13 protein-coding genes are annotated in these 14,874 nt (G+C 65.4%); 8 read left to right on the forward strand and 5 right to left on the reverse strand.

Features of this window, described 5'->3' with window-relative positions; all coding sequences use genetic code 11:
* Window positions 1-38: 38 nt before the first annotated feature.
* Entirely contained in the window at window positions 39-506 is a 468-nt protein-coding gene (locus F6X37_RS08020) for a DUF4863 family protein (RefSeq protein WP_187610909.1), read from the reverse strand.
* A 238-nt stretch (window positions 507-744) separates the two neighbouring features.
* On the opposite strand from F6X37_RS08020, the gene F6X37_RS08025 reads away from it, so the two are divergent.
* The 5 genes from F6X37_RS08025 to F6X37_RS08045 all read left to right on the forward strand — a co-directional run bounded on the left by F6X37_RS08025 (window position 745) and on the right by F6X37_RS08045 (window position 7,379).
* Window positions 745-1,746 (forward strand): helix-turn-helix transcriptional regulator, encoded by a 1,002-nt coding sequence (locus F6X37_RS08025; protein WP_187610910.1) that lies wholly within the window; start codon window positions 745-747, stop codon window positions 1,744-1,746.
* A gap of 114 nt (window positions 1,747-1,860) precedes the next feature.
* Window positions 1,861-3,540, forward strand: coding sequence for a 2,3-epoxybenzoyl-CoA dihydrolase (gene boxC, locus F6X37_RS08030; protein WP_187610911.1), 1,680 nt, complete (start codon window positions 1,861-1,863; stop codon window positions 3,538-3,540).
* A gap of 98 nt (window positions 3,541-3,638) precedes the next feature.
* On the forward strand, window positions 3,639-5,066 hold the full coding sequence (gene boxB, locus F6X37_RS08035; protein WP_187610912.1) for a benzoyl-CoA 2,3-epoxidase subunit BoxB: 1,428 nt from the start codon (window positions 3,639-3,641) through the stop codon (window positions 5,064-5,066).
* Window positions 5,067-5,082: 16 nt separating this feature from the next.
* Window positions 5,083-6,321 carry a benzoyl-CoA 2,3-epoxidase subunit BoxA gene (gene boxA, locus F6X37_RS08040; protein ID WP_187610913.1) on the forward strand — a complete coding sequence of 413 codons (1,239 nt, stop codon included), beginning with the start codon at window positions 5,083-5,085 and terminating at the stop codon, window positions 6,319-6,321.
* A gap of 278 nt (window positions 6,322-6,599) precedes the next feature.
* Entirely contained in the window at window positions 6,600-7,379 is a 780-nt protein-coding gene (locus F6X37_RS08045) for an amino acid ABC transporter substrate-binding protein (protein ID WP_187610914.1), read from the forward strand.
* A gap of 130 nt (window positions 7,380-7,509) precedes the next feature.
* On the opposite strand, the gene leuA is transcribed toward F6X37_RS08045, so the two are convergent.
* On the reverse strand, window positions 7,510-9,216 hold the full coding sequence (gene leuA, locus F6X37_RS08050) for a 2-isopropylmalate synthase (RefSeq protein ID WP_187610915.1): 1,707 nt from the start codon (window positions 9,214-9,216) through the stop codon (window positions 7,510-7,512).
* A 397-nt stretch (window positions 9,217-9,613) separates the two neighbouring features.
* On the opposite strand from leuA, the gene F6X37_RS08055 reads away from it, so the two are divergent.
* On the forward strand, window positions 9,614-9,946 hold the full coding sequence (locus F6X37_RS08055; RefSeq protein WP_187610916.1) for a hypothetical protein: 333 nt from the start codon (window positions 9,614-9,616) through the stop codon (window positions 9,944-9,946).
* 99 nt (window positions 9,947-10,045) lie between these two features.
* Here the strand turns inward: F6X37_RS08055 and F6X37_RS08060 are convergent, their stop codons facing one another.
* Window positions 10,046-10,672 carry a cadmium resistance transporter gene (locus tag F6X37_RS08060; RefSeq protein WP_187610917.1) on the reverse strand — a complete coding sequence of 209 codons (627 nt, stop codon included), beginning with the start codon at window positions 10,670-10,672 and terminating at the stop codon, window positions 10,046-10,048.
* 206 nt (window positions 10,673-10,878) lie between these two features.
* Here F6X37_RS08060 and F6X37_RS08065 point away from each other — a divergent pair, with 206 nt between their 5' ends.
* On the forward strand, window positions 10,879-11,340 hold the full coding sequence (locus F6X37_RS08065; RefSeq protein ID WP_187610918.1) for a hypothetical protein: 462 nt from the start codon (window positions 10,879-10,881) through the stop codon (window positions 11,338-11,340).
* A 49-nt stretch (window positions 11,341-11,389) separates the two neighbouring features.
* On the opposite strand, the gene F6X37_RS08070 is transcribed toward F6X37_RS08065, so the two are convergent.
* Entirely contained in the window at window positions 11,390-12,658 is a 1,269-nt protein-coding gene (locus F6X37_RS08070) for a DUF3443 domain-containing protein (RefSeq protein ID WP_187610919.1), read from the reverse strand.
* Between the two features lie 69 nt (window positions 12,659-12,727).
* A complete protein-coding gene (locus F6X37_RS08075) occupies window positions 12,728-13,192 on the reverse strand; it encodes a DUF2844 domain-containing protein (RefSeq protein WP_187610920.1) in 465 nt (154 codons plus the stop codon).
* Window positions 13,193-13,591: 399 nt separating this feature from the next.
* Between F6X37_RS08075 and bamC the strand changes: the two genes are divergently transcribed.
* Complete coding sequence (bamC, locus tag F6X37_RS08080; RefSeq protein WP_187610921.1) at window positions 13,592-14,827, forward strand: outer membrane protein assembly factor BamC; 1,236 nt, start codon at window positions 13,592-13,594, stop codon at window positions 14,825-14,827.
* Window positions 14,828-14,874: the final 47 nt, after the last annotated feature.

Raw genomic sequence — 14,874 nt, forward strand, 5'->3', positions numbered from 1 at the left:
ACGGTCCGGCTCTTGTGTGATCGTGATCTGCTCGCGGCTCACGCGCGCGTGAATTCGATCGCCCCTTGCGGCAGCAGATACAGCACCAGCGCCCGGCCGTTCGCGACGCTCGGACGATGCGCCGAGCCGGGGCCGTACACGCACCAGCCGGCCGGATGGCCGTCGAACGTCGCGCCGTCGGTGAGGGGCATGATCAGATCGATCTCGCCGTGCGGATGGACGTGGTGCGGACCGGCAATGTCCTGCATATCGACGACGTCGACGGAAAAGCCGTGCGTGTCGGGCAGCGCCTTGAAGATGCGGCCGTAGCGGATGCCGCCGGCCTCGCGGTTGCACAGCCAGCCTTCGGCGGCGCCGCTGCGGCATGCGTTCGCGAGTTCGTGAAAGGTGGGGCTGTCGGCGGGCCAGGTGTCGTTCAGCCAGTCCGCGAGCGCGGCGTCGAGCGGCTGCCCGGCGAGTTGCCCAGTGACGCCTGCGATCAGGCGCTGGAATTCCTGTGGGGACATGCGAGCCTCCAGAAGCGCGCTCACGCAGGCCGGCCGCCGGGTCGCCGGCCGCCGGATCGCCGGCCGCCGGAACTTGGGTGCATGCGTATTGCGGCGCCGTCTCCGTGACGCGGCCGGAATGCCAAGGCGGCGCGCGACTGTGTTTGTGATTGGATCAGCTTTTGGCGAAAATTAAACCGTTCACCTGGTGCTTGTCAAGCACTATAGTACATGTATCGTAGTCACGAGGTCGCAAAACATGAATCAAAAGTACCCTCCCGCACCGTTGGACGAAACCGACGACGACGCGGCCCGCGCCGAACGCACCGAGCGCGCGGGTGAACGCACGGCCGAACGTGGCGGCGAGCGCGAAGAACGCGATCCGTTCCTGACCGCGATGGGCGAGCGTGTGCGTTTGCTGCGCGCGCGCCGCGGCATGACGCGCAAGACGCTGGCGGCCGAAACCGGTTTGTCGGAGCGGCATCTGGCGAACCTCGAATCGGGCGTCGGCAATGCGTCGGTGCTGGTGCTGCGGCAGCTCGCGGCCACGCTGAACTGCCCGCTCGCCGAGGTGATCGGCGACGAAACCACCGCGTCCGCCGAATGGCTGCTGATCCGCGAGCTGCTGCAGGGGCGCGACCAGGCGGCACTGCAGCGCGCGCGCATCGCGCTCGCCGAGATGTTCGCGCAGGCGCCGCGCGACCCGCACCGCAAGGACCGCATCGCGCTGATCGGCCTGCGCGGCGCGGGTAAGTCGACGCTCGGGCGCATGCTCGCGCAGGAGCGCAAGGTGCCGTTCATCGAGCTCACGCGCGTGATCGAACAGCTCGCGGGCTGTCCGCCGTCGGAGATTCATTCGCTGTACGGCGCGAGCGCGTATCGACGCTACGAGCAACGCGCGCTCGAGGCGGTGATCCACGAGCATCCGCACGCGGTGATCGCGTCGCCGGGCGGGCTCGTGTCTGAATCGGGGACGTTCAACGTGCTGCTGTCGCACTGCTTCACCGTGTGGTTGCAGGCGACGCCCGAGGAACATATGCGCCGCGTCGTCGCGCAAGGCGATCTGCGGCCGATGTCCGGCAACCGCGAGGCGATGGACGACCTGAAGCGCATCCTCGCCGGGCGCGCCGAGCTGTACGGACGCGCGGACATGTCGTTCGACACCAGCGAAAAGACGCTCGCCGATGTGTACCTGCAGTTGCGCGACCGTCTCGCCGCGCGGCTCGCGGCGGAAGCCCCCGACGAGGCGCGCGTGAACTGACCGATCGCGGGCGCCAGGGTTTCCCCGTAAAAATGCACTAAAGTGCTTTACGCTGGTATGACGATGCACTATTGTTCAAAAAACAGATTGCATCGTCCAGTCAGGAGACGCCCCATGTCCACAGCACCCACCGCCGTTGCTCAGGCCGCGCCGGTCGACTATCGCACCGAGCCGTCGCAGTACAAGCATTGGAAGCTCAGCTTCAACGGTCCGGTCGCGACGCTCGGCATCGACATCGCCGAGGACGGCGGCATTCGCGACGGCTACAAGCTGAAGCTCAATTCGTATGATCTCGGCGTCGACATCGAGCTGCACGACGCGATTCAGCGCATTCGCTTCGAGCATCCGGAAGTCCGCACGGTGGTGGTGACGAGCCTGAAGGACCGGGTGTTCTGCTCGGGCGCGAATATCTTCATGCTGGGGCTGTCATCGCACGCGTGGAAGGTCAACTTCTGCAAATTCACGAACGAAACGCGCAACGGGCTCGAAGATTCGTCGCGCCATTCGGGGCTGAAGTTTCTCGCCGCGGTGAACGGCGCATGCGCGGGCGGCGGTTATGAACTCGCGCTCGCCTGCGATGAAATCTATTTGATCGACGATCGTTCCTCTTCGGTGTCGCTGCCGGAAGTGCCGCTGCTCGGCGTGCTGCCCGGCACCGGCGGACTCACGCGCGTGACCGACAAGCGCAAGGTGCGCCACGATCGCGCGGATATCTTCTGCACGGTGGTCGAGGGCGTGCGCGGCGAACGCGCGAAGGCCTGGCGTCTCGTCGACGAAGTCGTGAAGCCGAACCAGTTCGGGCAGGCCATTCAGGCGCGCGCGCTCGAACTTGGCGCGCACAGCGATCGTCCGGCCGGAGCGCCGGGCGTCGCGCTCACGCGCATCGAACGCACGGATCGCGAAGCTGGCCTCAGCTATCAGACGGTCGACGTCACGATCGACCGCGCGAAACGTATGGCGACCTTCACCGCCCGCGCGCCACAGACCGAGCAACCGACCGACCTCGCCGCGATCGCCGCGGCCGGCGCCAACTGGTGGCCGCTGCAATTCGCCCGCGAACTCGACGATGCGATCCTCTCGATGCGCACCAACGCGCTCGACATCGGCACCTGGGTGTTCAAGACCGAAGGCGACGCGCGCCACCTGCTCGCGGTCGATGCGGCGCTGCTGCAGCACCGGGATCACTGGTTCGTGCGCGAAACGATCGGCATGCTGCGCCGCACGCTCGCGCGCCTCGACGTGTCGTCGCGCTCCATCTTCACGCTGATCGAGCCGGGTTCATGCTTCGCCGGCACGTTCGCGGAACTCGCGTTCGCCGCCGATCGCACCTACATGGCCGCGCTGCCCGACAACGAGGACGAGGAGCCGGCGATCACGCTGTCGGAAGTCAACTTCGGCCTGTATCCGATGGTGACGCATCAGTCGCGGCTCGCGCGGCGCTTCTACGAGGAAGCCGAGCCGCTCGACGCGGCGCGCGCGCTGATCGGCCAGCCGGTCAAGGCGCTCGACGCGGAGCGCCTCGGTCTCGTCACCGCGTCGCCTGACGATATCGATTGGGCCGACGAAATCCGCATCGCGCTCGAAGAACGCGCGGCGATGTCGCCCGATGCCTTGACCGGCCTCGAAGCGAATCTGCGCTTCAATGGGCCGGAGACGATGGAGACGCGCATTTTAGGCCGTCTCACCGCCTGGCAGAACTGGATCTTCAACCGGCCGAACGCAGTGGGCGAGAAGGGTGCGCTCAAGGTGTACGGCAAGGGCAGCAAGGCGCAATTCGATGTGTCGCGCGTGTGAGATGCGCCGCGCTCACTCCGACTAAACGACGCCGCCTGCCGATACGCGCCTCTCGCCACTGCAGCTTCCGAACAGGGAATTGACCCAGGGAACCGACCATGTCCTCGATCAACTACAGCGAAAAGATTCCGAACAACGTCAACCTCGCCGACGACCGCGCGCTGCAGCGCGCGCTCGAACAATGGCAGCCGAACTTCCTGTCATGGTGGGGCGACATGGGCCCGGAAGGCTCGCACGGTTACGACGTGTATCTGCGCACCGCGGTCAGCGTCGATGCGGGCGGCTGGGCGCACTTCGACTACGTGAAGATGCCCGAGTACCGCTGGGGCATTTTCCTCACGCCGGGCGAGCAGGATCGCAAGATCCACTTCGGCGAGCACAAGGGCGAAGCCGCGTGGCAGGACGTGCCCGGCGAGCATCGCGCGAACCTGCGCCGCATCATCGTCACGCAGGGCGATACGGAACCGGCCTCGGTCGAGCAGCAGCGTCACCTCGGTTTGACCGCGCCGTCGCTGTACGATCTGCGCAACCTGTTCCAGGTCAACGTCGAGGAAGGCCGCCATCTGTGGGCGATGGTGTATCTGCTGCATCGCTACTTCGGCCGCGACGGTCGTGAGGAAGCCGAAGCCTTGCTCGGCCGTCGCTCCGGCGACGAGGACAACCCGCGCATTCTCGGCGCGTTCAACGAGAAAACGCCGGACTGGCTCGCGTTCTACATGTTCACCTACTTCACCGACCGCGACGGCAAGTTCCAGTTGTCGGCGCTCGCGGAGTCGGGCTTCGATCCGCTCGCGCGCACGACGAAGTTCATGCTAACCGAGGAAGCGCATCACATGTTCGTCGGCGAATCGGGCGTGTCGCGCGTGATCCAGCGCACCGCTCAGGTGATGAACGAACTCGGCACCGGCGACGTCGCGAAGATCCGCGCGGCCGGCGTGATCGATCTGCCGACCATCCAGCGCTATCTGAACTTCCATTACTCGGTCACGATCGACCTGTTCGGCGCCGATCATTCGTCGAACGCGGCGACGTTCTATAGCTCGGGTCTGAAGGGCCGCTACGAGGAAGGCAAGCGCGACGACGATCATCGCCTGAACGAGCTTGCTTACAAGCTGCTCGACGTGCAGGACGGCAAGCTCGTCGAGCGCGAAGTGCCGATGCTCAACGCGATGAACGAAGTGCTGCGCGACGATTACATCAAGGACTCGGTTGCGGGCGTTGGGCGCTGGAACAAGGTGCTCGAGAAGGCCGGCATCGACTTTCGCATGACGGTGCCGCACAAGGCGTTCAACCGGCAGATCGGCACGTTCGCGGGCACGCGGGTGTCGCCGGAGGGCCGCGTGCTCAGCGAAGCCGAATGGGCCGCCAACGAAGCGAACTGGCTCGCCACGCCGGCAGACCGCGCGTTCGTCGCTTCGCTGATGGGCCGCGTCGCCGAGCCGGGCAAGTTCGCGAACTGGATCGCGCCGCCCGCGATGGGCGTGAACCGTCAGCCGGTCGATTTCGAATACGTGCGCTTCAATTGAAGCAGGCGAGGAAGCCATGAACGGGCCAGTATCGGTCGAAGTTCTGCGGCAGCATCTGATCGATCCGGAGATCTGCATTCGCTGCAATACCTGCGAAGAGACCTGTCCGGTCGATGCGATCACGCACGACGACAACAACTACGTCGTGAAGGCCGACGTCTGCAACGGCTGCATGGCCTGCGTGCCGCCGTGCCCGACCGGCGCGATCGACAACTGGCGCACCGTGCTGAAGGTCGACGCGTATTCGATCGACGAGCAGTTTACGTGGGACGTGTTGCCGGAGCAGAACACGATGGCGGTGCCGGCTGAAGAACCGGTGGCCGCGTCCACCGCGGGCGACAGCGCCGCCGAAGCAGACGGCATCGAAGTGGATACCGTGCGCGGCGCGCTCGTGCCGCCGTGGTCGGCCGCGAAGCCGTACGTGAATCTCTACACGCATAAGACGCCGACCACCGCGACGGTGGTCGGCAACTACCGGCTCACCGACAGCGCGACGTCGAGCGACATCCATCACATCGTGCTCGATTTCGGCTCGATGCCGTTTCCGGTGCTCGAAGGCCAGTCGATCGGCATTTTGCCGCCGGGAGCTGCTGCCGACGGCCGCGTGCATCACGCGCGCCAGTACTCGATCGCGAGTCCGCGCGATGGCGAGCGGCCCGGCTATAACAACGTGTCGCTGACGGTGAAGCGGGTGTCGCAGCAGCACGGCGACGCGATCGACGGCGTGTGCTCGAACTATCTGTGCGATCTGAAGAAGGGCGACGTGGTCAACGTGATCGGTCCGTTCGGCAGCACCTTCCTGATGCCGAATCATCCGAACTCGCATCTGCTGATGATCTGCACGGGCACCGGTTCCGCGCCGATGCGCGCGATGACCGAGTATCGCCGCCGCAAGCGGCTCAAAGGCGCGACCGGCAAGCTGATGCTGTTCTTCGGCGCGCGTACCAAGGAGGAGCTGCCGTACTTTGGACCGCTGACGAATCTGCCGAAGGATTTCATCGACACCACGCTCGCGTTCTCGCGCACCCCGGGACAGGCGAAGCGCTACGTGCAGGACGCAATGCGCGAACGTTCGGCCGACGTCGCGAACCTGCTGAAGGACGACAACACCTATATCTACGTGTGCGGCCTCAAGGGCATGGAGGACGGTGTGCTGCAGGCGCTCAAGGATATCGGCGAGCAGCATCGGCTCGATTGGGAAGCGTTGTGGGCGAAGCTGAAGCGGGAAGGGCGGCTGCATCTGGAGACGTACTGAGCGGCGCGCCGACACGCCGACCCACACCGAAAGCTGCGCGAAAAGGCTCCGCAAAGGCTCGTGAAAGCATGAGCGCTTGCGGGGCCTGTTTGCCTGCGCCATATGCTCGACGGAAGAGCGCAGCGGCTGACCTGCGCGGATCGACGCACCGCGCGCGAAGCGCTTTGAAAATCGCGGACGGTTTGCTACAGTCGGCCCACACAGCCGGCCGCACGCCGGCACTCCCCGCCAAACGCGGCAGTCCGCCACCCGCGCAGGCACTCAGACGGAGCCGTCCGATGAAGCCGATTCGTTCACTTGCGATGATTGCGCTGTTGCAGGCAGCACTCGCGCATCCGGCTAGTGCCGACGATCTCGCGCGGATCAAGGCATCGGGCGTGTTCCGGATCGGCACCGAAGGTACGTACGCCCCGTTCACCTACCACGACGACGCGGGCAAGCTGACCGGCTTCGACGTCGAGCTTGGGAGCGCGATCGCGCAGCGTCTCGGCGTCAAGCCGCAATTCATCGAAGGCAAATGGGAAGGACTGGTCGCCGGTCTCGACGTCGATCGCTACGACGCGGTGATCAACGAGGTCGCGATCACCGACGAGCGCAAGCTCAAATACGATTACTCGGACCCGTACATCACGTCGCACGCGGTGCTGATCGTCGCATCGGAGAACACGACGATCAAATCTTTCGACGACCTGAAGGGCCGCAAATCGGCCAATACGCTGACCAGCAACGTCGGCAGGATCGCGGCCGCGCACGGCGCGCAGGTGATTCCGGCGCAGGGCTTCGACGAATCGATCGAGCTGCTCGTCGCGGGCCGCGTCGACGCGACCGTCAACGATTCATTGTCGTTTCTCGACTACAGGAAGCGCGAGCCCGAGGCGAGGATCAAGGTCGTCGCGGTCGATACGTCGCCCGATAGCAGCGACAAGTCGGCCGTACTGATCCGCAAGGGCAATCCGAAGCTGCGCCTGGCGATCGACGACGCGCTCGCCGGCATGAGAAAAGACGGTACGTATCAGCGGATTTCGCTGAAGTACTTCGGCCGGGACGTGTTTCATTGACCGTCGGCCGAAACGTTGACGCGGATAAATCCACATTAAAAAAGAAGGGGCGTCGAAACGCCCCTTCTTCGTTGTCGTCAGCCCGTCGAACATGCGGCGTGCCGCACGTTCAACGCGGCAGACGCTGGCCTCACACCGTCGCGTCGCTCAGCGCGGCGTCGAAGAAGCGCTCCTGGGCATCCGTGTTCACGCGTGCATACGCGCGGTTCACGCCGCTGATCACCGCGCGGATCGACGCGGTGATCAGGTTCGCATCGACACCGACGCCGAACGCGCTACCGGCCACATCGGTGCCGGCCATTTCGGCGATCGCGATCGCGCGCGCATCGGCGCCCTGCGTGAGCGCGCGTTCCTCGTAGTGCTGGATGCGCACGGGCACGTCGAAGGCGTGCATCAGCGCGTCGAGCGGGCCGTTGCCGGCGCCGCCCAGCACGCGCGGCGTGCCGTTGATTTCGACGTTGAGCTTGATGTGCTCGCGGCCGTCATGCTCGGACAGGCTGTGGCTGATATAGCGGACCGGCTCGGCCGTGCGCACGTATTCCTGCTGGAACAGTTCCCAGATCTGCGCGGGCGTGACTTCCTGGCCGCTCTGGTCCGTGAAACGCTGCACGGCCGAGCTGAAATCGACCTGCAGACGGCGCGGCAACACGACGCCGTAGCTCTGCTCGAGCAGGTACGCGATACCGCCCTTGCCCGACTGGCTGTTCACGCGAATCACGGAGTCGTAGGCTCGGCCGAGGTCGCTCGGATCGATCGGCATGTACGGCACTTCCCAGATCGCGTCCGGCTTCTGCGCGGCGAAGCCCTTCTTGATCGCGTCCTGGTGCGAGCCCGAGAACGCGGTGAAGACGAGATCGCCGACATACGGATGACGCGGATGCACCGGCAACTGCGTGCATTCCTCGGCCGTGCGCGCGACTTCGTTGATGTTCGAGAAATCGAGCTCGGGGTCGACGCCCTGCGTGTACAGGTTCAACGCGAGCGTGACGAGGTCGACGTTGCCGGTGCGCTCGCCGTTGCCGAACAGACAACCTTCGACGCGATCCGCGCCCGCCATCACCGCGAGCTCCGCGGCCGCGACGGCCGTGCCGCGGTCGTTATGCGGGTGGACGGAGACGATCAGCGAGCCGCGACGCGCGAGATTGCGGTGCATCCATTCGATCTGGTCGGCGTAGACGTTCGGCGTGGCCATTTCGACGGTGGCCGGCAGATTGACGATCGCCTTGTGTTCGGGCGTCGGTTGCCAGATGTCGAACACCGCGTCGCAGACTTCCTTCGCGAATTCGAGTTCGGTGCCGCTGAACACTTCCGGGCTGTATTGCAGCGTGAAGTGCGCGTCCGGTTGCGCGTCGGCGAGGCGTTTCATCGTGCGCGCGGCCTTCTGCGCGAGTTCGATCACGCCGCTCTTTTCGAGGCCGAACACGATCTTGCGGAATTCCGGCGCGGTCGCGTTGTACAGATGGACGATCGCGCGCGGGGCGCCGCGCAACGATTCGAAAGTACGCTCGATCAGATCGTCGCGCGCCTGCGTGAGCACTTCGATCGTCACGTCGTCGGGAATATGGCCGCCCTCGATCAGCTCGCGCACGAAGTTGAAATCGGTCTGCGACGCCGACGGAAACGCGACTTCGATTTCCTTGAAGCCGATCTGCACCAGCGTCTTGAACATGCGCATCTTGCGCTCGGCGTTCATCGGCTCGAACAGCGCCTGGTTGCCGTCGCGCAGATCGGTGCTCATCCAGATCGGCGCGCGCGTGATGGTGCGCGACGGCCACTGGCGATCCGTCAAATTGATCGGCTTGAACGAACGGTACTTGGTAGAAGGGTTTTTCAACATTTTCATCATCCGGGGGAGAGACCGTGGAACGGGTGTCGACCGGACGACGAAAACGCGATACTGGGCCGCCGGTCGGAAACCGGGGCTGGGTCAGTTACTGGGGATTCAAGCGATGCTTCGGTGTATCAGAGAGAAGCGGACGCGCGCAGCAGCAGACCTAGCCCGGTAGAGCGGGCTAGTAGTAGCGATAGGGTGGTCTGGGCGCGGTACATAGTGCGCAATGGGAACATATTATTGAGAAAGCGTCAAGGGCCGAGGTGGAGTGGGCCGCGGCCTGCTCGGCTGCAGAAGGGGGCGAGCGGCCGCTCGCATGGAAGGTGCCGTGGGGCGCTCGCGCGGCACTCGATTCAGGGGTGAGCTCACGAGGCGTCGTCGATTCACAGAGCAGGAGGTGAACATGGAAAGGGTAGCGAAGATATCCGGCCTCGCGAGGATCTGCGCGTGCGCGGCGTTGGCATGTGGGTTCGTCGGGCAGGCCGGCGCGCAGGGGCTCAGCGCGCAGAACGACATGAACGCGCCGCAGAACAGTACAGGTCTGATGCCGCAGGCGGCGCGCGGCAGCGAGTATCCGACGCATGGCAACCAGCAGGCGGGCGAGCTGAATCTGAATCCGACCGATCCGCGTGCGCAACTGGTCAACGGCTTGCCGAACAACGCGAGCGCGGGCGGCTATGGCGCGCCGCTGGCGGGCGTGCGTACCTACGTGCAACCGCCCCAGCCGGCGAATTGAGACTGGCGAAGCAGGATCGGCAGACGAAGACTACGACGCCGAAGGCGGCAAGCTGAAGCCGTTGCGTGCCGCGCAGTCTTCGTCGACGCCCCGCGTTGATCACGCGCCGGACCAAAGTCGCAACGTATCGCTGTTCACCATCACCGATACGCCTATCGTGAGGAGGATCAGCGGCAGCAGCGCCGAGCCGTATCGTCGGATCGGCGCACCGAGCAACGGGTGGTCGACCAGCCATGCCGCGCCCGCGCACCAGAGCCCGATCATCACGACGAACACGAGCGAAACCAGCGCGTTCTCGGCGGGCGTACGACTCGCGTACAGCGGCACGTAGACGGCGAGGTTGTCCGAGCCGTTGGCGATGGCGACGCTCGCGACGGTCCAGCTCGATGAGCCGCGAACGGATGGCGGAGCGCTTGCGCGGCTGTCCTCGCTATCTTCGCTGGCGTTGCGCCGCGCGTGGCCGGGACCGAAGCGCTGCCAGGCCTTGTGCAGGCCCACGACGATCGGCAGCAAGCCGAGCAGGCCCACATAACCGGCCGGCAGGCGCGTGAGCAAGGACGCGAGCACGAGCGCCGCGGCGACGAGGATCAAAGAGCCCGCGCACTGTCCCGCGACCACGCGGCGCCGCTCCACGCCCGTTTCGGTCAGAAAGCCGAGCAGCACGAACAGGTTGTCGATATTGGTCGCGGCGTAGGCGACGATCGCGAGCAGGACGAGGCTGAGCATGAAGAAGCCGAGATCGTTACCGGGGGTAGAGTCGTTTTGAATTCGCCGCGCAATGTGGGCAACCGGGCTGCCGGCTGCGCCATCGAGGGCGCGACCGGTCAACACAATGCCGATGCGCTGGGTCAAGGTCAAGCGGCAGGCGGCCGCGAAGCCCGGCGACGGGGTCGTAAGCTACAATGACCGAGGCTTGGAACAACGGAACATCGATGAAGATTCGCCTTCTCTCTATCGCCTGTGTCGCGAGCGCCGTGGCGCTGCTGGCGGCCTGCACGATCGGTACCCGCAACTCGGGCGCATGCGAACAATTGATGCGCAGCAAGCTGGCCGAGGCGCCGTCGGGGATGTCGTCGGATACGCTGCGGGTCACGCATCGCGGGGCCGCGATTCGCGGCTCGCGCGTCGTGGTGGAGGGGACGATCGAGCATCGGGTAAGCGCGTCCGAGGTGGCGGTCTCCGCGCCGCTCGCGGCATCGGTATCGCAAGCGGCGACGGACGTCAACGTGGCCGCGAAGCAGGCCGAGCCGAAGAGGGTCAGCACGCCGGCCGCCGCCGAGTGCACGTTCCACGGCGAAGAGCTGGACGTATTCCGCTGGCTCGCGCCGGCAAAGCTGGCCGCGCCGGCCGCGCCGGCCGCGCCGGCCGCGCAACCCGCCAGCGCGGCGGGCTGAGTTCCCGCCCGCGTCTCGCGCCATCGCTGCGCATCCAACCCAACCAACCTCAGAACGCGTAATACGGCCCCTGGCCGGCCGACGTATTGCGCGCCGCAATCGCCGTGTAAATGCGTTTGCCGTAAAAGAACGGCAAGCCCCAGCCGAAGCCCTGACTCGAATTGCCGGCGAGATTGTCGAATGCGTTGTTCGACGACGAGAACAGCGTGCTCGAATTGGCTATGTCGAATGACACCGTGCTCGACACGCCATCGATGCCGGTGATCGACGCGCTCGCCGACTGCGTCGAAGTCGGGCAGTACCAGAAGCCGCACAACGGGAACTGCGTCGAGTGGAAGAACAGGCCGTTCGAGCCGCTGTCGAGATAGCTCACCGCATAGGTCTGACCGCCCGAGTTCGTCGTCACGTAGCCGGTCGCGGCGTTCGCCTTCAGGACGTTCGGGCTCGTCAGCGTGTTGTTCGACTGGGTGCCGATGCCGAAGATCAACGAGCCCGACACGCTGGCCGCGCCCGCATCGGCGACGGCCGGCAGGTCGATCACGACGCCGTTGTTGTCGAGCGGGAAGCTGCTGACCGGGTTGGTCACCTGCTGTGCGAGCGGCTGCGCGGTTGCTGTGCAGCCGCTCGTCGTGCAGCTGTAGTACCAGCGCGGCAGTGCGGAGTTCGAGCAGCCGTTGCCGCAGTCGACCGGGAACAGGCCCACGCCGAGGATCCCGTTCGAGTGCAGGCTCGACACCGTCAGCAGCGACGCGCCGGAGTTCGCGCAGTCGGTGGGTGCGGCGGGCAGCGCACTGTCGGCGATTACCTGGATCGGAATCGATGACGCCTGTTGGCCAGCCATGCGTACGTCCGCGTTGCGGATCGAGCCCCACGCATAGCCGCTGCCGAACACCGCGCATTCGGCGCTCACGCCGCCGCCCGCGGCGATGGTCGGCAGCGACAGGGTTGTCGGTAGCGCCGATGCGAGGATGCGCAGGCCGTTCGAGCCGGTGTCGACCTGGATGTCGTCGATTGTCGCGCAGTTGCTGGTGCCGGCCTGGCAGACGGTGACGCTCGTCGTCAGCATGTTGCGCGTACTGCCGGGCGATACGCCGACCGTGACCAGCTGCACGTTGGGCGTGGTCGATTGCGGCACGTTCGCGCTCTGCGTCGTGTTCGACGCGCTCGTGGAACTGGTCGACGAGGTCGGCGCGGTCGCGGACGGCGTCGAGCCCGAGCCGGACGAGCTGGACGAGGAACTGCCGCCTCCGCCGCCGCAGCCGACGAGGGCCGCGCAGACGATCAGAAGCAGGGCATGGAAACGCAAGGCGGATTTCATGGCGTGGCGATCCGTCGGGTGGAACTTAGGCGTGAAGGGGGCGCGAGCGACGCGTGCGGGGCGCACGCGTTACTGGATGTCGTCGGAGGTGACGCCGGCGGGCAAAGCCGCCGGCAGCCACGCGCGGCCGACGTAGCCGCGCATCGGTCCGCCGGACTCGACGATCACGTCGGCGCGCGTGACCCGCGACGAATGCAGATTGCCGCTGCCGGCCGCCGCCGCGGCGCCTGTCTTGTACGAGTCGCCGTATTTGCCGAGTAGCGCGTGCAGATCCGGCATCGTCGGGCCTTGCCACGCGTAGGCGACGATCAGGCCGGTGCTGGTCGCGTATTCGTTGATGGTCGTATTGCCAGCGTCGGTCCACGTGCGCTCGCGCAGTGCGCCATTGAGCAGCGTGCGCGGCGCGCTCGCGCCCGACACCGCCTGGCTCGGCATCGTGCCGCCCAATTCGGCATGCGCGCCGAAGCTCGCGCAGCACGCGACGATGGCGATCGCCGAGGCGATCGCGGATGGATTGAGACAGGACTGGGACATGAGGCCTTCCTCGTTTGGCGCCGGATTTTTTATTGAGATAACTCGATTAATCTAGCGCTGGTTTTTTTCTGGTCTTTGCACATCGCGGCGGACAGGACCGCGCGCCATGTTTAAAAACAAGCCGCATGCAGACCGGAAGCCCTTATTCGGCGGGCCTCCGGCAAAGACTTGGGAATACTCCCAAGGTCAACTCGAAAGTGTTATTTAGTGTTAAATTTACCTCATAAGAAGGCAAATAGCATGATGGGCGCGGACTTTTTTCCCGTGGTCGCTTCGTAGCCGTGGCATGCGGCGATTCGCGGGCAAACCCCAGTTTTTGCACAGGCCTCGCCGGGACCGGTAAAATGTTGGGTTGATCCACGGAAACTTGCCGTGGCGTAGCGGAAGGATTCCCCGAACATGACTGATTTTCGTCTCACCAAGCGGTTTGCAGTAATGCTCATGGCAGGCGGGCTGGTCGCCGGCTGCGGCACCTCGTCGCCGACCAAAATCGACTATAGGAGCGACTCCCGTTCGAAGCAGGTATCGCTTGCCGTACCGCCGAACATGATCGACGAGACGGCCGATCAGCGTTCGCTGCCGCCGCAGGGCGGCGAAACCTCGCTGTCCACGCTGAAACAGGTGCAGGCACAGGCGCCGGCCGGCGACGCGGTCGCGGTCGTGCCGCCCGTCCAGGGCATCCACATCCAGCGCGACGGCACCGAGAGCTGGCTCGTGATCGACAATAAAACGCCCGATCAGGCCTGGCCGCAAATCCGCCGCTTCTGGCAGGAGCAGGGCTTCCTGCTCGTCGTCGACCAGCGCGACAAGGGCGTGATGGAAACCGACTGGAACGAAACCCACGCGCAGATCAACGACGGCTTTATCCGCAACACGCTGTCGAAGGCGATGGGCAACAGCTACGTGAGTTCGGAGCGCAACAAGTTCCGCACGCGTCTCGAAGCGGCGCCGAACGGCGGCACCTACGTGTTCGTCAGCCAGAAAGGCATGCGTGAGGCGATCACCGGTACGAACAACGAGTCGACCCAGTGGCAACCCAAGCCGAACGACCCGGCGCTCGAGCAGGAATACCTGAAGCGCCTGATGGTCTCGCTGGCGCGGGCCGATTCGGGTGGCAACGCGGGTGGCACGCAGAACGCCGAGCTGTCGCCCGCGGGCACGCAGATCGCGCCGAACGCGGCGACGGCGGGTGCGAAGTCGGCGACGGCCGCCGTTGTCGCGCAGAACGTCGCGCTCGCGGCGCAACCGCCTATGCCGGACGCGGATTCGGCCAACAACACGTCGGCGCAGCTCTCATCGACCGAACTCACGCTCGCCGAGCCGTATGACCGCGCGTGGCTGCGCGTGGGCCTCGCACTCGATCGCAGCAATTTCACGGTCGACGATCGCGACATGAGCCGCGGCCTCTATTTCGTGCGCTACGTCGATCCGAAGGATATGTCGTCGGCCGAGCAGGGCTTCTGGAGCCAGGTCTTCCACGGCAAGAAGGAGAAGGTCGCCAAGCAGTATCGCGTGAACGTGCGCGCCGTGACGCCGAACCAGACCCGCGTGGCCGTGGTCGACGACAAGGGGCAACTCGACGAAAGCTCGCAGGCCAAGCAGATCATGAGCCTGATGGCCGACCAGCTGCACTGATACGGGAGCCTCGCGGCCGACGCCGCCGGTTCGACGAAACCGCCCGG

It is taken from the genome of Paraburkholderia sp. 31.1 (genome assembly GCF_014397645.1).
GTDB classification, from domain to species: domain Bacteria; phylum Pseudomonadota; class Gammaproteobacteria; order Burkholderiales; family Burkholderiaceae; genus Paraburkholderia; species Paraburkholderia tuberum.